Below are 17,978 nucleotides of genomic sequence, written 5' to 3' on the forward strand. Positions count from 1 at the left end.
TCATGGCGATTCGTCGGGTCGTCGTCGTCGGGGCGGGCTTCGCCGGCCTGTCGACGGCGTGGTTCCTGCAGGAGCGCGGCGTCGAGGTCACGGTGCTCGACCGGACCGGGGTGGCGGCGGATGCGTCGTGGGGCAACGCCGGCTGGCTGGCGCCCGCGCTGACGCTGCCGCTGCCGGAACCGGCGGTGCTGCGGTACGGGATCCGATCGATGCTCACGCCGTCGTCGCCCGTGTACGTGCCGCCCGCGGTCGACCTGCGGTTGTGGCGGTTCCTGGTGGGCTTCGCGCGGCACTGCACCCCCCGCCGGTGGCGGGCGGCGATGACCGTGTTCGCCGAGGTGAACCGGAGCGCGCTGGGCGCCTACGACGATCTGGCCCGCGGCGGTGTCGTCGAACAGACCCGCCCGGCGGATCCGTTCCTGGCCGCGTTCGCGTCCGAGGACGACCGTCGCGTCCTCGTCGAGGAGTTCCGGCAGGTGACCGCGGCCGGCGGCGAGGTGGATTTCGACCTGCTCGACGGGGACACGATCCGCACTCTGGAACCACTGCTCGGCGACGGGGTGCGGGCCGGGATCCGCCTGCGGGGGCAGCGGTTCGTCGATCCGCCGCGGTTCGTCGCCGCACTGGCGGACTCGGTGCGTGACCGCGGAGGTGCGGTCGTCACCGGATGCGAGGTGCAGGCGGTCCGGGACGACGCTCGGGGTGTGCGGGTAGTCGGTACCGACGGCACGGACCGGGCGGCAGATGCGGTGGTGCTGGCCACCGGGGCCAGGCTGACCGACCTGGCCCGGCCGTTCGGGGTCCGGACGCCGGTTCAGGCCGGCCGCGGGTACAGCTTCAGCGTGCGCCCGGCGGACCTGCCGAAGAACCCGATCTACTTCCCGGCCCAGCGGGTCGCGTGCACGCCGCTGCACGACCGGTTCCGCATCGCCGGGATGATGGAGTTCCGGCGGCCCGACGCCCCGCTCGACCCGCGCCGGATCCAGGCCATCGTCGACGCCGCACGACCGCTGCTCACCGGCATCGACTGGTCCGCCCGCACGGAGGAATGGGTGGGCTCGCGTCCCTGCACCCCGGACGGTCTGCCACTGGTCGGGGGGACCCGCTCGGCGCGCGTGTTCGTCGCCGGCGGTCACGGCATGTGGGGGGTGGCGCTCGGCCCGCTGACCGGGCGGCTGCTGGCCGACGCGATGACCGGTACGCCGGCGGCGGTCCTGCGGCACTTCGATCCGCTGCGCTGACGATCAGTCCAGCGCCCCGATCGCCGCCTCCGCCGCGGCGACGAGTTCCCCGCTCGCGGCGAGCCGGACCGCGACGTCGATCTCGGGACCGAGCCACCGGTCCGGGCCGGGCCCGGCCACGTACCGGCGGAGTGCGGCGACGACAGCGCCGGTCCCGGGCGCCGGAGCAAGCGGGGCACGCAGGTCCAGGGCGCGCGCCGCGGTCAGGGCCTCGATGGCCAGGACGCGGGTCAGTGCGTCGAGGCTGCGGCGCAGCTTGCGGGCAGCGGACCAGCCCATCGACACGTGGTCCTCCTGCATGGCCGACGACGGAACGGAGTCGACACTGGCCGGCACGGCGAGGCGTTTGAGGTCGGCGACGAGCGCGGCCTGGGTGTACTGGGCAATCATGTGCCCGCTGTCGACGCCGGGGTCGTGCGCGAGGAACGGCGGCAGGCCGTGGCTGCGGGCCACGTCGAGCAGCCGGTCGGTGCGGCGTTCGCTGATGCTCGCGACGTCGGCGACGACGATCGCGAGGAAGTCGAGGGCGTACGCCAGCGGGGCGCCGTGGAAGTTGCCGTTCGATTCGATCCGGCCGTCGCCGGTGACGACGGGGTTGTCGATCGCGGAGGCGAGTTCGCGCCCGGCGACCTGCTCGGCGTGGACGAGGGTGTCGCGGGCCGCTCCCGCGACCTGCGGGGCGCACCGCAGCGAGTAGGCGTCCTGCACCACCGGGCAGTCGGGGGTGCGGTGGCTGGCCACGACGGCGGAACCGGCGAGGAGCCGGGTCATGTTGGCGGCGGCCACCGCCTGGCCGGGGTGCGGCCGCAGGGCGTGCAGGTCGGCGGCGAAGACCCGGTCCGTGCCGAGCAGCGCTTCGGTGCTCATCGCGGCCGTGACGTCGGCGAGCCGCAGCAAGGCGCGCAGATCGTGGCACGCGAGGACCAGCATGCCCAGCATCCCGTCGGTGCCGTTGACGAGGGCGAGTCCTTCCTTCTCGGCGAGCACGACGGGATCGAGGCCCGCCGCGGCGAGAGCCTGTGCGGCCGGTACGAGCCTGCCCGCGGCGTCGCGGACGTCGCCCTCGCCGGTGAGTGCGAGGGCCACGTGGGCGAGGGGCGCGAGATCCCCGGAGCAGCCGAGGCTGCCGTGCTCGGGCACCACCGGGGTGATGCCCGCATTCAGCATCGCGGCGTAGGCCGTGGCCGTCCCGGGACGGACCCCGGTGTGCCCGGTGGCGAAGGTCGACAGGCGCAGCAGCATCATCGCGCGGACCACCTCCCGTTCCACCTCGGGGCCGGTCCCGGCGGCGTGGGATCGGATTATGCTGCGCTGCAGATCGATTCGTGATTCCGGCGGAATGTGGCGGGTGGCGAGCGCGCCGAAGCCGGTGGTGATGCCGTACGCGGCCCGGGGGTCGTGGGCGAGCGCGTCGACCACTGCGCGGGCGGCGCCGACGAGGGCGAGCGCCTCCGCGGAGATCCGGACCGGCACACCGGACCGCGCCACGCGCAGGACGTCGTCCGCGGCGACGGGACCGACCCCGACGACGACCTCCCCGGCCACGGTCACCTCCCGATCGATACGCGCTATCCGGATTGTGTCCCGGGCACCGGCCGGTGCGCCGCGGAATCGCGGCGGCAAGGCCGGCCGGGTGACCGAGGCAGGTCCGGTTCGATCGGGGGCGCGGTCGCCTGCCTCGGGTTCACACGGCGTCCGGGTTCACGAGTCCGCCCCCCAACGAGCCCTCGACCCGGTCGAACCACTCGAGCACGGCTCGTTCGTAGACGATGCCGAAGTCCAGGGTCGCCGACGAGTACGGGTCCGCACCGCACTCGGCGGCCGCGCGCTCGTAGTCGGCGAGCCGGCGTTCGTGGGCGACACGGTGAACGGCGAGCATCTCGGCCAGCCTGCCGGGGGGCAGGTGCCTGCCGAACGCGACGGTGAGCAGCAGCGGGTAGCGGATGTTCTCCGGCCCGGGTTCGCGTTCGATCCACTCGGCGAACGCGGCCCGGCCGGCGCCGGTGAGCGCGAACGGCTTGCGGTCGCGCGGGCCCACCTCGCCGGCCTCGACCAGACCGGCCCGTTCCATCGCGGCGAGTTCGCGGTACACCTGGCTGGTCGTGATCGACCAGAACTTCCCGATCCGCTCCTGCGCGGTCACCACCAGGTCCCACCCCGTCTTCGGCCCTTCGTGCAGGAATCCCAGCAGCGATGCCGCGGTGGCATTGAGCGGGCGCGCCGCGGTGGCCTCGAGCGGACGAGCCGCAGTGGCCTCGTGCGGACGGGCGGGGGCCTCGGACGGGCGATCGGCCATATTCGGCACCTTCCAGGGGGTTGACATTCCACTGTGGCATATCCACCATGGTGATAGCGACCTTCCATTGTGGAACCTCGATCCGCAGACCCTCGGTCGCTTCGACCCCTCCGGGAGGCAGCGATGGACTACGCCGACGGCATCCGCATCTCCGACTCCGAACGCGAACGCCTCGTCGACGAGCTGGGCCGGCACCTCACCGCCGGCCGGCTCACGATCGGCGAGTTCGACCAGCGCGTCGGAGCGGTGTACCGATCTGTCACCACCGACGAGGCGCGCCGCGTGCTGAGCGACCTTCCCGCGGCACCCCCACCCGCCCCCGCACCCGTCCGCGCCCCGGCTCGCACCCCCGCCCGCACCCCCGCCCGCACCCCCGCCCGCACCGCAGCCCCCCGGCTCCCCGCGCATCAGCGGATCGAATGGGCGGCGTGGGCTGCAGCCGGGACGATCAACCTCGTGATCTGGTCGATCGTGTCGATCGCCGTCGGCGCGACGGTGTACCCGTGGCCGATCTGGGTGATCGGACCGTGGGGACTGGTACTGCTCGGCCGAACGCTCGCCGGCCGAGAGGGCACCACCCTCCCGAGGGGCCCCGGCCTCGGCGGCCGGCACACCCTCCGGTGGTGCGCATCACAAACTCGGCTATGATCGACGGGAATTACTTGTAACTCGCGGTTACGCGAAGGATCAGGGAGGACCCCCGTGTCGAAGACCCTCGAAGCCACCGTCGAGATCACCGCATCGCCGCAGCAGGTGTGGCAGGTGATCTCCGACCTGAAGCGGATGGGCGAGCGGAGCCCGCAGTGCCGGAAGATGGTCGTCCTCGGCGGACCCGTCGGCGCGGGGACCAAGACGATCAACATCAACCGCAAGGGCCTGCTCGTGTGGCCCACCACCGCCAAGGTGCTCTCGTTCGAGCCGGGCCGCCTGCTCCGCTTCCGGGTCGCGGAGAACGGCACCGTCTGGTCGTTCGCTCTGGAACCGACGCAGACCGGCACCCGTGTGACCCAGAGGCGGGAAGCCCCCAACGGCACCAGCAAGGTCTCGCAGTTCCTCATCGACAAGGTTCTCGGTGGCGCCACCGCCTTCGACGACGACATGGTCGTCGGCATGAACGCCACCCTCGCGCGCATCAAGCGGGAGGCGGAGGGCGCGGCCCTCGCCCGGTGACCCTCCTCGCGTAGGCTGTGAGAGCCCGCGGGCCGCACGCCCGCGGGTCACACCGCGCGACACTAAGAGGAGCCGTGGCCCGAAAGCCCACACCCCCCGGAACCCCACCGCCCACCAGCGTCGAACACGTACTCGAACTGGTCCGGAAGACGATTCCACCGCTCCACCCGGCCGGCATCCCCTTCGTCGCCGCGCCCCTCGCCGTCGCGGCGCTCGGCCGCAACCGCAAGTGGATCCGTCGCGCCGGCCTCGTCTCGGCCGCCGCCACCGCCGGGTTCTTCCGGCACCCGCACCGGGTGCCGCCGAACCGGGTCGGCGTCGTCGTGGCGCCCGCCGACGGGGAGGTGGCCCTCGTCGACACGGCGGTGCCACCCGCCGAACTCGAGATGGGTACCGAACCACGGCCGCGGGTGAGCATCTTCCTTTCCGTGCTGGACGTGCACGTCCAGCGCAGTCCCGTCGGCGGCACCGTCACCAAGGTCGTGCACCGGCCGGGGCAGTTCCTCTCGGCCGATCTCGCCGATGCCAGCGAAGTCAACGAGCGCAACAGCATGCTGCTCGAGACCCGCGACGGAGCCGACGTGGCCGTCGTCCAGATCGCCGGGCTGCTCGCCCGCCGCATCGTGTGCGACGCCCAGGTGGGTGACACGCTGCCGATCGGCGACACCTACGGCCTGATCCGTTTCGGTTCCCGCGTCGACACCTACCTGCCCCCGGGCAGCACTCTCCTCGTCGAGCGCGGGCAGAAGACGATCGGCGCCGAGACCGTCATCGCTCAGCTCCCGTGAGCCGGTCCGCAGCATCCCAGGCAGCCCCGGAACGCAGACGCCGCGGGCGTCCGCAGGCCGTGCGGCTGCTGCCGAGCGTCATCACGATCCTCGCGCTCTCCGCCGGCCTGTCGGCGGTGAAGTTCGCCCTCGACGGCCAATTGGGCACCGCGCTGGGCATGATCGGTGCGGCGGCCGTGCTGGACTCCCTCGACGGGCGCATCGCCCGCCTGCTCGACGCCACCACCAAGATCGGCGCCGAACTGGACTCGTTGTCCGACGCCGTCGCGTTCGGCGTGGCGCCGGCCCTCGTGCTGTACGTGACGCTGCTGGACGGCAGCCCCTTCGGCTGGATCGTCGCCCTGCTGTACGCGGTCAGCATCGTGCTGCGCCTCGCCCGGTTCAACACGCTGCTCGAGGACGACACGGTGCCCGCGTACGCACGCGAGTACTTCGTCGGCGTGCCGTCCCCCGCCGGTGCCCTCGTCGCCCTGGCACCGGTCGCCGCGCACGTCCAGTGGGGCGACGGCTGGTGGGACTCCTACCCGGTGGTGGCCGTCTGGACGTTGCTCACCGCCGCCCTCGTCGTCAGTCAGATCCCGACCCTGGCGATGAAGTCGGTGTCCGTCCCGCCGCGCTACGCGGTGGTCCTGCTGGTACTCGTGGCGGTCGCGGCGGCCGCGCTGGTCACCTACCCGTACGTGCTCATGCTCGTCCTCGTCGGCCTGTACCTGGCGCACATCCCGTTCGCGGTCCGTTCCAAGCGCTGGGTGGCGGCGCGTCCGGAGACCTGGAACATCAAACCGTCCGAGCGGCGCGCCCTGCGCGCCGAGCACCGCGCCCTGCGGCCCCGCCGGGTCGGGATCCGGCGCGCCCCCCAGCCCCGGCAGTCCGCCGCGCGGCTCGGTCTGCGCCGCCCCCGCGGACGCTGACGACGCTCTAGGCTCGGCGGGGTGAGCAGCCCCGAACTCGCATTGACCGTCCGTCTGAACACCTCCGCGGCCGATGCACGCCGCGGCGTGGTCCGCGTGCACCCGGAGGTGCTCACCGCGCTGGGCCTGCGCGAATGGGATGCGATCGGCCTGATCGGCGGGCGTCGCACCGCGGCCGTCGCCGGCCTCGCCCCCGCCGGCACCCCCACCGGCACGATCCTGCTCGACGACGTGACACTGTCCAACGTGGGGCTGCGCGAGGACGCCACCGTCCTCGTCGGCCCGGTCGTCGTCCGCGGCGCCCGCACCGTCGCGGTCACCGGATCGGCGCTCGCCACCCACACGATCGACGACGTCACGCTGCGTCAGGCACTGCTGGGCAAGGTCCTCACCGTCGGCGACGCGGTGTCCCTGCTGCCCCGCGACCTCGGACCGGGCACGAGCACCGCCCCCACCACCCGCACGCTGTCCCGCACGTTCGGGATCGCCTGGACCACGGAACTGCTCACCGTCACCGCCGTCGACCCCGGTGCACCGGTGAGTGTGCAGCCGAACACCGCGGTGCGCTGGGGCAGCGCCCCGGCCGGACGACTCGTCGCCGAGGCCCCGGACGCCGTGCGGTCGGTCCGGGCCCCGGCTCCCGCACCGCCGCCGCCACCGGTGGAGGACCTCGTCGGCGTGCAGACCCAGGCCGGCAAGCTCTCCGAGTGGCTGAAGCTGGCCCTCGACGAGCCCGAACTGCTGCGCACCCTCGGCGCCTCCCCCCACCTCGGGGTGCTGATCACCGGGCCCGCCGGGGTCGGCAAGGCCACCCTCGCCCGCGCGGTGCTCGCCTCCCGTCGCGTCGTCGAACTCGACGGGCCCGGGGTGGGCGCCACCGCCGCCGACGACCGGCTGCGCCGGGTCACGGCCGCCGTCGCCGACCTGGCCGCCGGCGGGGTCCTGCTGGTCACCGACATCGATGCCCTGCTGCCCGCGGACCCCGAACCGGTGTCGGCGCTGATCCTCGACCAGTTGCGCCGCGCCGTCGACACCGTCGGGGTTGCGCTCGTCGCGACCACGGCCCACCCCACCGAGGTGGATGCGCGGGTCCGGTCCCCCGAGATCTGCGACCGGGAACTGGCCCTGCCGCTGCCCGACGGCGCCACCCGCCGCGCCCTCCTCGACGTGCTGCTGCGCCGGGTGCCCACCGGCGACCTCGCCCTCGACGCCGTCGCCGCCCGCGCACCCGGCTTCGTCGTCGCCGACCTGGCCGCCCTGTGCCGGGAGGCGGCCCTGCGGGCGGCGGCGCGGGCGAGTCGCGACGACACCGAGCCGAAGCTGACCCAGGACGACCTGCTCGGTGCCCTCGAGGTGATCCGCCCCCTGTCGCGGTCGGGCACCGAGGAGCTGGCCATCGGCAGCGTCACTCTGGACGACGTCGGCGACATGGTCGACACCAAACAGTCGCTCACGGAGGCGGTGCTGTGGCCCTTGCAGCACCCCGACTCCTTCGCGCGCCTCGGCGTCGAGCCGCCACGCGGTGTGCTCCTCTACGGGCCCCCGGGGTGCGGCAAGACCTTCCTGGTGCGGGCACTGGCCAGCTCGGGACAGCTCAGCGTGCACGCCGTCAAGGGCGCCGAGCTGATGGACAAGTGGGTGGGTGCCTCGGAGAAGGCCGTGCGGGAGCTGTTCCAGCGGGCCCGCAACTCCGCACCGGCACTGGTGTTCCTCGACGAGATCGACGCGCTCGCCCCCAGGCGCGGGCAGAGCTCCGACTCCGGGGTCACCGACCGGGTGGTGGCCGCGCTGCTCACCGAACTCGACGGGGTCGAACCCCTGCGCGATGTCGTGGTGCTCGGCGCCACCAACCGGCCCGACCTGATCGATCCGGCTCTGCTGCGCCCCGGCCGGCTCGAGCGGCTGGTGTTCGTGCCGCCGCCGGACGCCGAGGCCCGCGCGGCGGTGCTGCGCACCGCGGGCCGGTCGGTGCCGCTGGCCGACGACGTGGACCTCGGCGCCCTCGCCGCCGACCTCGACGGGTACTCCGCGGCGGACTGTGCGGCGCTGCTGCGGGAGGCGGCGCTCGCGGCGATGCGCCGCAGCGTGGACGCCGCGGCGGTCACCGCCGACGATGTGGCGACGGCACGGAAGGCGGTGCGCCCCTCGCTGGACGCCGCACAGGTCGAACACCTGCGCGCCTACGCCGAGGGACGCTGACGATGCCGGCGGTGACGGTGCGGGTGGACGAACCCGTCGCGGGGCTCGCGGCGTTGTGTGCGGGCGCTCTCGCCGGCTTCGCCGTGTCGGCGGACGTGGTGGCGCTCCCCGCCGGCACCGGCAGCGCGGCGGCACCGATCGTGTTCGCGGTGGCGGCGGTGCTGGCGGTCGCGGGGCTGCAACGCTCCGGCTCACGCCGCACGGCGTGGCTGCTGGCGGCCGGCTGCACGGTGGTGCTCGCAACGGTGCGCTTCGCGGTGCCGGCCGCCGACGTCGACACCCTCACCGCGCTGGACCTGACCGGGGCGGGGGCGGCCGGGATCCTGCTGGGGGCGGCGATCGCCGCGGCGTGGGGGGAACCGATCGGGCAGTGGGCGGTGGTCGCCGGGACGTGGGCGGTGTTCCTCGTCGCCGGTCCGACGGGGACGTCGCTGCAGTCGTCGGCGCTGCCGTCGCCGCTGCAGTGGCCGCTCGCCGTCGGGGCCGGAGCCGTGGTGCTCGCCGCGCTCGTCGCGGGGCCCGGAGCCCGGGTGCAGCGGCCGGATGCCCGGCTGCCGATCGTCGCGGTCGGAGCGACCGCGGTGCTCGTCGTCGGTCTGCACGTGCTCGGAGGCTGGGTGGGCGAGCACGCGGCAGGGGCGTGGATGTGGCCGGTCGCCGTCGGCGCGCTCGCCGCGACGGTGCTCGGCGTCGAGGCCGTCGCGCGTGTCCTGCCCTTCGCGGACGGCCGGTTCCCCGTCGCCTCGCTCGGGGCGACGGCGGCGGCGTACCCGCTCGTCGACGATCTCGCCGGGACGGAAGTGTCCGCGTGGGTGCCCGCGACCGGGCTGCTGGCCGTCGCGGCGGGAGCGGCGCTGGCGTGGCGGGTGCCGCGGGTCGACCTGGGACTGGGGGTGGCCCTGATCGTCACGCTGACCGTTGCGCTGTGGCCGGGCGTCGGGGCGGACGGCCCGCAGCTGCTGGTGCGCGTCGCACTGGTCGCCGCGGGTACCGGTCTCGCGCTGGGAGCGGCGCTGCCGCGGGCGGCGCCGGTCGCCGCGATGGGTCTGGCGCTGCCGTTCACGGCGGCCACGGTCGCCGCGGTGGCGGCCCTACCCGCCGACCAGCGGATGCTCACCGGTGCGCTGGTCGCAACCGGCGCGGTGTGTGCCTGGCGCTGCCGGGGTTGACGTCGCCGCTCTCACCGGGCCCGGACGAGACCGAGGGCGTGCAGGTGCTCGAACACGAGCATCGAGCCCGGCGCGACCTCGGGGAGGGCGGCGTAGTCGGCGACCGTGAACCAGCCGAGCTCGGCGATCTCCGCCGCCGGACGCGGTTCGCCGGCGAGTTCGGCCGTGAAGCAGGTCATGTGCAGTCGGGTGCCGGGCGGATGGCCGAACGCATCGGCCTCGAAAATCCCCACCTCGGCCACGGTGCCGTCGACGAGGTCGACGCCGAGTTCCTCGCGGATCTCCCGGTGCAGGGCCTGCTCGGGCGTCTCGCCGGGGTCGATCTTGCCGCCCGCCATGTAGAAGGTGGTCTTGCCGACGGAACGGGTCTGCAAGAGGCGTCCGTCACGGACGTACGCGAGCGCGGCGGTACGGATCGAGCCGGTGTCGGGCATGGAGGGACTCTACGATGGGAGGCGGACGCCTGGGCGTCGACGGTCCGTTCGCAACGTTGCGAACGATGCCGGTAGACTTCGGGCCAATCCGATTTGTCCATTTGCACGGCAGCGCGTGTGCCGGGGCTTTCCCGGTTCCGCGCAGTTCGGGCATCGTCCCCTGCGGGCGGGGCCCACCAATTGCAAGCCTGTTACACCCCGCCGCCAGGCCCGACCCCGACGGAGTGCCTTTTGCTCGCCATACTCATCGCTCACGCGGTCGCCACGCTCGTCGCGCCGCCTCTGGTCAGAGTCATGGGGAGAAATGCGTTCCTGCCGCTCGCGCTGGTGCCGCTGGCGAGTCTCGGCTGGGTGATCGGCAACTGGAGCACCGAACGCACCCTGCAGATCGCCTGGGCTCCGGGTCTGTCGATGAACATCGACATGCGCTTCGACTCCCTCGCAGCGATCATGTCGGCGCTGGTGCTGGGCATCGGCGCGCTCATTCTGCTCTACTGCGCCCGGTACTTCACCGACGACGAGCCCCGCCTGGGGATCTTCGCCGCCCAGATGGTCGCCTTCGCCGGGGCCATGTTCGGTCTCGTGACCAGCGACAACATGCTGGTTCTCTACATCTTCTGGGAACTGACGACGGTCCTGTCGTTCCTGCTCGTCGGCCACTACGCGGAGCGGGCGTCGAGCCGCCGCGCGGCCACCCAGGCCCTGCTCGTCACCACCGCCGGTGGCCTCGCCATGCTCGTCGGCGTCATCGTGCTCGGGCAACTGGTGGGCAGCTACAACCTCTCCGACGTGATCGCGGCCGCCCCGAGCGGCTGGCTGGCCGGGGTGGGCATCGCCCTGGTGCTGGTCGGCGCCCTGTCGAAATCCGCGGTGGTACCGCTGCACTTCTGGCTGCCCGGGGCGATGGCGGCCCCGACGCCCGTCTCCGCGTATCTGCACGCCGCCGCGATGGTGAAGGCGGGCATCTACCTGGTCGCGCGGCTGGCTCCGGCGTTCGCCGATGCGGCGCCCTGGCGGCCCATCGTCGTCACCCTCGGCCTGGCCTCGATGCTGCTCGCCGGCTGGCGCGCGTTCCGGGCCTTCGACCTGAAGCTGATCCTGGCCTTCGGCACCGTCAGCCAGCTCGGCTTCCTCATCGCGCTCGTCGGGATCGGCAGCCGGGAGGCAGCGCTGGCGGGCATGGCCATGGTCGTGGCCCACGCGATGTTCAAGGCCTGCCTGTTCATGGTGGTGGGCATCGTCGACCACGGCGCAGGCACCCGCGACATCCGCAAGCTCGCGCACCTCGGGAAACGGACGCCGTTCCTCGCGGCCGTCGCGGCCGTCGCCGCGATGAGCATGGGCGGGTTGCCCGTGTTCATCGGGTTCGTCGGCAAGGAGGCCGCCCTCGAGGCCGTGCAGGTGACGACCCTGCTGAGTCCGGGCGCGCGGATCGCGGTCCTCACCGCGATCGTCGTCGGATCGATCCTCACCCTGGCATACAGCATCCGTTTCGTGTGGGGCGCCTTCGGACGCAAGCAACTCAAGCGCCCGAGTCCGGCCGTGCAGAGCTTCCACGAGCCGGGGCCACTGCTGCTGTTCTCTCCGACCGTCCTGGCGTTCGGCGGGCTGGCCGCCGGACTCGCCGCGCCGTGGATCGACACGCTGCTCTCCCCCTACGCGGACACGCTGCCCAGCACCCTGGACAAGCCGTACCACCTCGCGCTGTGGCACGGCGTCGGACTCCCCCTCGTGCTGACTGCCGTCGTCGTGGTCGGAGGAACCACGCTGTACCTCGCACACCGCACCATCTCGCGCCTGAAGTTCGAACGTCCGATGCTCGGCAACGCCGACCGCATGTACGACGAGACGTTGCGGCTCATGGACACCGTGTCGATGCGTCTGACCGGCTTCCTCCAGCGGGGATCGCTGCCGTTGACCCAGGCGACGATCCTGGTGACGCTGGTCCTGCTCCCCACGATCCTGCTGTTCGTGTTCGGTGTCGCGGAACGTCCCCGGCTGCGCTGGTGGGACAGCCCGTTCGAGTTCGTGGTGGTGCTCGCGATCATCGGCGGTGCCCTCGCCGCCGCGATCATGCGCAACCGGATCGCCGGCGTGCTCGTCGTCGGCCTCACCGGATACGGCTGCGGCCTGCTCTTCGCCTTCCACGGCGCCCCGGACCTCGCGTTGACGCAGGCGCTGGTGGAAACCCTGACGCTGGTGATCTTCGTGCTGGTGCTGCGCAAGCTGCCGGCCGAGAACCGGCACGTCGCCGGGAACCGCCTCCGCCGAGCCCTCCTCGGGGTGGCCGTCGGCGCGACGGTCACCGGAATCGGGGCCTTCGCCGTCGCGGCCCGCAGCACCGAACCGATCGCCCTGCTCCTCCCGCAGGCCGCCTACGAGTTGGGCGACGGCAAGAACGTCGTCAACGTCCTGCTCGTCGACATCCGGGCGTGGGACACCCTCGGGGAGATCTCGGTGCTGCTCGTGGCCGCGACGGGCGTGGCGAGCCTGGTCTTCCGTACCCGGCGGTTCGGAGCGGCCCCCCGGGTCGCCGACGCCCCCGCCGCGCAACTCGATGCCGTGGCCGCCAGCACCGAGACGACCTGGCTCCGGGGTGGGGACCTGATCGATCCGCGACACCGGTCGCTGATCCTCGAGGTCACGACCCGGCTGGTCTTCCCCACGATGATGGTGTTGTCGGTGTACTTCTTCTTCGCGGGCCACAACGCCCCGGGCGGCGGCTTCGCCGGTGGGCTCACCGCCGGCCTGGCTCTGGTGCTGCGCTATCTCGCCGGTGGTCGCTACGAACTCGGCGAGGCCGTCCCGATCGACGCGGGCAAGATCCTGGGCCTGGGCCTGACCTTCTCGGCGGGCACCGCGCTCGTCTCGTTGTTCCTCGGGGCGCCCGCGCTCTCCTCGGCGACACTCGAACTCACTCTGCCCCTACTGGGAGACGTCAAGATGGTGACCGCCCTGTTCTTCGATCTCGGTGTGTATCTGATCGTGGTCGGCCTGGTGGTCGATGTGCTCCGCAGCCTCGGGGCCCGGCTCGACGCCGAGATCGTCGGTGAACGCCGATGACCGTCAACCTGACGCTGCTCATCGCCACCGGGGTGCTCGTCGCCTCCGGGGTGTACCTCCTGCTCGAGCGCAGCATCATCAAGATGCTGCTCGGGCTCCTGCTGATCGGCAACGGCATCAACCTGCTGATCATCGGGCTCGCCGGTCCCGCCGGCGAACCGCCGATCATCGGATTCGGCAACGAACTCCACGAGGAGATGGCCGATCCGCTCGCGCAGGCGATGATCCTGACCGCCATCGTCATCACGATGGGTGTCGCGGCGTTCGTGCTCGCCCTGACGTACCGGTCCTTCACGCTCAGCGCGCGCGACGAGGTCGAGAACGACCCCGAGGACACCAAGGTGTCCCAGCGCCGGACGCGCGCCGACGCCCCGGACCGGGACCGCTCGGACGATCCGGTCACGGGCGAGCCGAGCAAGATCGGCGACGCCTTCGATTCCGCCGGCAACCCCATCCCCCTCGAGGAGCTGACCAACATCGAGGATCTCGAGTGCTACGAGGACCTGCACGACGGGGACTTCGACGACGAGACCGACTCCGCCTACAGCGATGGTGAGCCGGCACGCGGAGACGATGCGCCGTCCCCGCGAGGAGGGACCCGATGACCCTGTCCGCAGCCGCCCTCATACCGCTGCCCGTCCTCATTCCGATGCTCGCGGCGGCCACCACCCTGATCCTCGGGCGCCGGCCGCGTGCCCAGCGTGCCGTCACGGTCGTATCCCTCGTCGCGGTGCTCGTCGTGGCGGGCCTGCTGCTGTATCTCGCGGATCGGGACGGCATCGCGACGTTGCAGGTCGGCGGGTGGGAGGCGCCCATCGGGATCACGCTGGTCGTGGACCGTCTGTCCGCCCTCATGCTCGTGGTGTCGGCGATCGTGCTGCTCGCCGTCATGCTGTACGCGGTCGGTCAGGGCATCCACGACGGCACCGAGCAGCAACCCGTGTCCATCTTCCTGCCGACGTACCTGGCGCTGACGGCAGGCGTGTGCAACGCGTTCCTGGCGGGAGACCTGTTCAACCTGTTCGTCGGGTTCGAGGTCCTCCTCGCCGCGTCGTTCGTGCTGCTCACCTTGGGGGCGAGCGCCGACAGGGTGCGCGCCGGCGTCTCGTACGTGATGGTGTCGATGGTCTCGTCGCTGATCTTCCTCGCGGGGATCGCGCTCGCCTACGCCGCCACCGGCACGTTGAACCTGGCTCAGATGTCCCTGCGTCTCGACGACGTGCCCGCCGGCACGCGGGCGGCGATCTTCGGAGTCCTCCTCGTCGCATTCGGTATCAAGGCCGCCGTCTTCCCCCTGTCCTCGTGGTTGCCCGACTCCTACCCCACCGCCCCGGCACCGGTCACGGCCGTGTTCGCCGGCCTGCTCACCAAGGTCGGTGTGTACGCGATCATCCGCACGCACACCCTCCTGTTCCCGGGCGGGGAACTCGACGACGTCCTGCTGATCGCCGGCCTGCTCACGATGCTCGTCGGCATCTTCGGGGCCATCGCGCAGAACGACATCAAGCGCCTGCTGTCGTTCACCCTCGTCAGTCACATCGGTTACATGGTGTTCGGCATCGCCCTGTCGACACAGGCCGGGCTGTCCGGCGCGGTGTACTACGTCGCGCACCACATCCTCGTCCAGACCACCCTCTTCCTGGTGGTGGGGCTGATCGAACGCCAGGCCGGATCGGCGTCCCTGCGTCGTCTCGGCGGGCTGGCCCTGGCGAGCCCGCTGCTGGCGATCGTGTTCCTGGTCCCGGCCCTGAACCTGGGCGGCATCCCGCCGTTCTCCGGATTCATCGGGAAGGTCGCTCTCCTGCAGGCCGGCGCATCCGAGGGCTCCGTACTGGCGTGGGTGCTCGTGGCCGGTGGCACCGCCACCAGTCTGCTCACCCTCTACGTGGTGGCCCGCGTGTGGACGAAGGCGTTCTGGCGCGCGCGTGCCGACGCACCCGAGGGCGACCTCGCCGACACGGCGCCGTCCGCCCTGCTCGACCGCTCCGAGGAGGACATCGCCTTCGGCGACCGGGCGGACGTGGGACGCATGCCCCCCGCGATGCTCGTCCCGACGGTGGGTCTCGCGCTCGTCGGCCTCGGTCTCACCGTCTTCGCCGGGCCGCTGATCGACATCAGCGATCGTGCCGCGGAGAACCTACGCGACCGCTCCGTCTACGTCGAGGCGGTCCTGGGAGGAGTCCCCGAATGACCAGTCGCGCATCGCTGCTCCGATTCCTCGTCCTTGCCTGGATGGTCCTGGTCTGGGTGCTGCTGTGGGGCACCTTCTCCGTCGCGAACGCCCTCAGCGGCCTCGTCGTCGCGTTGGCGATCATGTTCCTGCTGCCGTTGCCGAGGGTGCCCGTCGAGGGCCGGGTCCACCTGTTCTCGTTGCTCAAACTGGCGCTCGTCATCTTCGGCGACACGATCAGGAGCACCGCGTCGGTGGCCTGGCTGAGCATCAGGCCGGGACCCGGTCCACTGACCGGGGTCCTGCGCTGCCGGCTGATCATCAAGTCGGACCTGGTCCTCACCCTGTGGACCGACATCATGAACAACATCCCGGGAACCATGGTGCTCGAGATCGACCGGGTGCGACGGATCGTCTACGTGCACGTCCTCGACCTGAGCAGCGACCGGGCGGTGGCCGAGTTCTATCGGTCGGCGCGCCGGATCGAGCGGTTGCTGATCTCGACGTTCGAACGGAACTCCGAATGGCAACCCAGTCCCTGGTACCGGGACCGGACCTCGGCGAACGTGGAGGACATCGCATGACCGTGCTACTGGCATTGTCCGGCGTGCTGCTGGCGTCGGCAGCCGCGCTGCTGATCTTCCGGGCTCTGGCCGGACCGAGTTCCCTCGATCGGCTGGTGGCCATGGACTGTGTCCTGGCCCTCACGCTGTGCGGGATCGCGGTGTGGGCCGTCTACAGCCGCGACACCAGCATCGTTCCTGCGCTCGTGGCCTTCTCCCTGGTGGGCTTCATCAGTTCGGTGTCCATCGCTCGCTTCCGGGTGCGTGACGAATGATCACGGACATCCTGGAAGTGGTCGGACACATCCTCATCCTCCTCGGCTCGGCGGTCTGCCTGGCCGGGGCGATCGGCGTCGTGCGCTTCCGCGACACCCTGGCACGCATGCACCCCGCCACGATGCCGCAGGTGGTGGGCGTCCTGCTCGTGCTGAGCGGGGCCATCCTCAACCTGCGCGGGAGCGTCGACATCTGGATGCTGGTGCTCGCGTCGATGTTCATGGTGCTGACCGCACCGGTCGTCGCGCACCGGGTGGGCCGGGTGGCCTACCGGGAGCAACTCGGTCGCGACGGCCTCCCGATGCCGGAGGAACTGCCCTCGGAGTGACGTCCACCCGGCCCTCGGGTCGACGCCGACGTCACGCGGCCTCGTTCGTCTTGTCCGCCCGGGACGGTGCACCGGATCCGGATCGAGCGCCCTCGGGGTACGCGCCGGTGCCCGCGAACGTGACGTGGAAGGCCACCGCCACCACCACCAGCGAACCGATCAGCAGGGGCCCGGCGAGCAGCGCGTGCTCCGCCATGAGGTGCGGCAGGTACCGGTAGGCCGCCAGCTGCGCGGCCAGCACCGCCGTACCGCCCGCGACGAGCCTGATGCGGAACCAGCCCCATCCGCGGTCGGGGTCGCGCAGCGCCGCCTCGAGTGTCAGGCACAGCACCGCGCCGGAGACGAGGTCCACGCCGTAGTGGTAGCCGAAGCCCAGCGTGGCGGCGAGCGTGCACCCGAGCCATCCGGTGCCGAGGAGCCGCAGCCAGCCGGGGCCGCCGCGGGTGTGCAGGAACAGCGCCAGCGCCCACGCGGTGTGCAGGCTCGGCATGCAGTTGCGCGGGGTGATCGTGTCGAACGGGATCGGCTGCGGGTCGGGATTCCACGGCACCGCACCCGGCCAGAAGGTCCCCACCTGCCAGCCCTCACCGTGGTCGCCGAATGCGAAGATCGGGCCCACCACCGGGAACAGCATGTAGATCAGTGGGCCCACCAGGCCGATGAGCAGGAAGGTGCGCACCAGGTGGTGCGCGGGCCAGGGGCGGCCCCCGCCGACGTGGCGGAGCTGGTAGACAGCGACGACGATCGCCGCGACGGGCAGTTCGATGTACACCCAGTGCAGCACGGCGTACACCCCGGGCCCGAGCCATTCGAGGACCTGACCGGCCAGCCACGACGGATTGCCCAGCGCGTGGTCGGCGAGCTGGACGTACTCGTCGAGCACCTCCGGCCGGGTCCGCGCGGTCAGCTCGAGCCAGGTGTCGCCGATCTTGACGGAGAGCACGAGCAGCACACCCAGGGCGACGCCGCGCAGCGCACCTCGCCGGGGGCCGCCCTGCAACGCGACCGCGGCGTATCCGGCGAGCAGCACGAGCACGATCGTCGGCCCGTTCCCCGCCGTCAGGGGTCCACCGGTGAGGTACCGCTCGGCCGCGAACGCCGCGTCGAGCAGCACCGCGGCAGTGAGGGAGACGACCCGCAGGCGCGTGGTCAGCCCCACCATCGCCAACGCGAGACCGGCCCACGGCACGGACGCCGACGTCGGGACGCCGACGACGTCACCGACGAGTCCCGGGATGGGCCCGGGGAACCCGCTGTACCGCGCGACCGCCTCGGCCACGAGGACCCCGAGAATCGCGCCGATCAGAGCGAGGGGAACGAACAGTTGCGGCACATGCGCCGGCTGCGCCTTCGGGCGCTCCACCTCTCGG

General features: G+C 72.1%; 17 protein-coding genes. 13 read left to right on the plus strand and 4 right to left on the minus strand.

Features of this window, described 5'->3' with window-relative positions:
- The first annotated feature begins 2 nt into the window (after positions 1-2).
- A complete protein-coding gene (locus tag ACWPQI_RS18425) occupies positions 3-1,241 on the plus strand; it encodes an NAD(P)/FAD-dependent oxidoreductase (protein WP_210062955.1) in 1,239 nt (412 codons plus the stop codon).
- Between the two features lie 3 nt (positions 1,242-1,244).
- Here ACWPQI_RS18425 and hutH read toward each other — a convergent pair whose 3' ends face one another.
- Positions 1,245-2,792 carry a histidine ammonia-lyase gene (gene hutH / locus ACWPQI_RS18430; RefSeq protein ID WP_210062956.1) on the minus strand — a complete coding sequence of 516 codons (1,548 nt, stop codon included), beginning with the start codon at positions 2,790-2,792 and terminating at the stop codon, positions 1,245-1,247.
- A 133-nt stretch (positions 2,793-2,925) separates the two neighbouring features.
- On the minus strand, positions 2,926-3,537 hold the full coding sequence (locus tag ACWPQI_RS18435) for a PadR family transcriptional regulator (protein ID WP_474738425.1): 612 nt from the start codon (positions 3,535-3,537) through the stop codon (positions 2,926-2,928).
- A 123-nt stretch (positions 3,538-3,660) separates the two neighbouring features.
- Here ACWPQI_RS18435 and ACWPQI_RS18440 point away from each other — a divergent pair, with 123 nt between their 5' ends.
- From ACWPQI_RS18440 to ACWPQI_RS18465, 6 genes are all read left to right on the plus strand, one after another.
- Positions 3,661-4,185, plus strand: coding sequence for a DUF1707 SHOCT-like domain-containing protein (locus tag ACWPQI_RS18440; protein WP_461874608.1), 525 nt, complete (start codon positions 3,661-3,663; stop codon positions 4,183-4,185).
- 54 nt (positions 4,186-4,239) lie between these two features.
- The gene (locus ACWPQI_RS18445) at positions 4,240-4,707 is read left to right on the plus strand and encodes an SRPBCC family protein (protein WP_010592212.1); all 468 of its coding nucleotides are present in this window, start codon (positions 4,240-4,242) and stop codon (positions 4,705-4,707) included.
- A gap of 74 nt (positions 4,708-4,781) precedes the next feature.
- Complete coding sequence (locus ACWPQI_RS18450; RefSeq protein WP_010592213.1) at positions 4,782-5,495, plus strand: phosphatidylserine decarboxylase; 714 nt, start codon at positions 4,782-4,784, stop codon at positions 5,493-5,495.
- A 59-nt stretch (positions 5,496-5,554) separates the two neighbouring features.
- On the plus strand, positions 5,555-6,406 hold the full coding sequence (locus ACWPQI_RS18455; protein ID WP_003937424.1) for a CDP-alcohol phosphatidyltransferase family protein: 852 nt from the start codon (positions 5,555-5,557) through the stop codon (positions 6,404-6,406).
- Positions 6,407-6,427: 21 nt separating this feature from the next.
- Positions 6,428-8,605: an AAA family ATPase gene (locus ACWPQI_RS18460; protein ID WP_342659651.1), complete on the plus strand. Its 2,178-nt coding sequence runs from the start codon at positions 6,428-6,430 to the stop codon at positions 8,603-8,605.
- A gap of 2 nt (positions 8,606-8,607) precedes the next feature.
- A complete protein-coding gene (locus ACWPQI_RS18465) occupies positions 8,608-9,774 on the plus strand; it encodes a hypothetical protein (protein ID WP_461874612.1) in 1,167 nt (388 codons plus the stop codon).
- Positions 9,775-9,785: 11 nt separating this feature from the next.
- Here the strand turns inward: ACWPQI_RS18465 and ACWPQI_RS18470 are convergent, their stop codons facing one another.
- Positions 9,786-10,208: an NUDIX hydrolase gene (locus tag ACWPQI_RS18470; protein WP_010592216.1), complete on the minus strand. Its 423-nt coding sequence runs from the start codon at positions 10,206-10,208 to the stop codon at positions 9,786-9,788.
- Between the two features lie 231 nt (positions 10,209-10,439).
- Between ACWPQI_RS18470 and ACWPQI_RS18475 the strand changes: the two genes are divergently transcribed.
- The 6 genes from ACWPQI_RS18475 to mnhG are packed head-to-tail and all read left to right on the plus strand — an operon-like array spanning position 10,440 to position 16,608.
- Complete coding sequence (locus tag ACWPQI_RS18475) at positions 10,440-13,271, plus strand: Na+/H+ antiporter subunit A (RefSeq protein WP_017681293.1); 2,832 nt, start codon at positions 10,440-10,442, stop codon at positions 13,269-13,271.
- Entirely contained in the window at positions 13,268-13,876 is a 609-nt protein-coding gene (locus ACWPQI_RS18480) for a Na(+)/H(+) antiporter subunit C (protein WP_010592218.1), read from the plus strand. The genes ACWPQI_RS18475 and ACWPQI_RS18480 overlap by 4 nt, the downstream gene beginning before the upstream one ends.
- Positions 13,873-15,462 carry a Na+/H+ antiporter subunit D gene (locus ACWPQI_RS18485; RefSeq protein ID WP_010592219.1) on the plus strand — a complete coding sequence of 530 codons (1,590 nt, stop codon included), beginning with the start codon at positions 13,873-13,875 and terminating at the stop codon, positions 15,460-15,462. The genes ACWPQI_RS18480 and ACWPQI_RS18485 overlap by 4 nt, the downstream gene beginning before the upstream one ends.
- The gene (locus ACWPQI_RS18490) at positions 15,459-16,025 is read left to right on the plus strand and encodes a Na+/H+ antiporter subunit E (RefSeq protein WP_010592220.1); all 567 of its coding nucleotides are present in this window, start codon (positions 15,459-15,461) and stop codon (positions 16,023-16,025) included. The genes ACWPQI_RS18485 and ACWPQI_RS18490 overlap by 4 nt, the downstream gene beginning before the upstream one ends.
- Positions 16,022-16,279 (plus strand): monovalent cation/H+ antiporter complex subunit F, encoded by a 258-nt coding sequence (locus tag ACWPQI_RS18495; protein WP_064066349.1) that lies wholly within the window; start codon positions 16,022-16,024, stop codon positions 16,277-16,279. The genes ACWPQI_RS18490 and ACWPQI_RS18495 overlap by 4 nt, the downstream gene beginning before the upstream one ends.
- Entirely contained in the window at positions 16,276-16,608 is a 333-nt protein-coding gene (mnhG, locus tag ACWPQI_RS18500) for a monovalent cation/H(+) antiporter subunit G (RefSeq protein WP_010592222.1), read from the plus strand. The genes ACWPQI_RS18495 and mnhG overlap by 4 nt, the downstream gene beginning before the upstream one ends.
- Positions 16,609-16,639: 31 nt before the next feature.
- On the opposite strand, the gene ACWPQI_RS18505 is transcribed toward mnhG, so the two are convergent.
- Positions 16,640-17,971 (minus strand): phosphatase PAP2 family protein, encoded by a 1,332-nt coding sequence (locus ACWPQI_RS18505; protein ID WP_048772191.1) that lies wholly within the window; start codon positions 17,969-17,971, stop codon positions 16,640-16,642.
- Positions 17,972-17,978: the final 7 nt, after the last annotated feature.

The organism is Rhodococcus sp. LMD (assembly GCF_056108245.1).

What these genes read in the sequence shown, in the direction of transcription:
- ACWPQI_RS18435 (WP_474738425.1), bottom strand. Translation starts at nt 3,537, where the DNA reads ATGGCCGATCGCCCGTCCGAGGCCCCCGCCCGTCCGCACGAGGCCACT.
- ACWPQI_RS18470 (WP_010592216.1), bottom strand. Translation starts at nt 10,208, where the DNA reads ATGCCCGACACCGGCTCGATCCGTACCGCCGCGCTCGCGTACGTCCGT.
- ACWPQI_RS18495 (WP_064066349.1), top strand. Translation starts at nt 16,022, where the DNA reads ATGACCGTGCTACTGGCATTGTCCGGCGTGCTGCTGGCGTCGGCAGCC.
- ACWPQI_RS18485 (WP_010592219.1), top strand. Translation starts at nt 13,873, where the DNA reads ATGACCCTGTCCGCAGCCGCCCTCATACCGCTGCCCGTCCTCATTCCG.
- mnhG (WP_010592222.1), top strand. Translation starts at nt 16,276, where the DNA reads ATGATCACGGACATCCTGGAAGTGGTCGGACACATCCTCATCCTCCTC.
- ACWPQI_RS18440 (WP_461874608.1), top strand. Translation starts at nt 3,661, where the DNA reads ATGGACTACGCCGACGGCATCCGCATCTCCGACTCCGAACGCGAACGC.
- ACWPQI_RS18480 (WP_010592218.1), top strand. Translation starts at nt 13,268, where the DNA reads ATGACCGTCAACCTGACGCTGCTCATCGCCACCGGGGTGCTCGTCGCC.
- ACWPQI_RS18425 (WP_210062955.1), top strand. Translation starts at nt 3, where the DNA reads ATGGCGATTCGTCGGGTCGTCGTCGTCGGGGCGGGCTTCGCCGGCCTG.
- ACWPQI_RS18490 (WP_010592220.1), top strand. Translation starts at nt 15,459, where the DNA reads ATGACCAGTCGCGCATCGCTGCTCCGATTCCTCGTCCTTGCCTGGATG.
- ACWPQI_RS18465 (WP_461874612.1), top strand. Translation starts at nt 8,608, where the DNA reads ATGCCGGCGGTGACGGTGCGGGTGGACGAACCCGTCGCGGGGCTCGCG.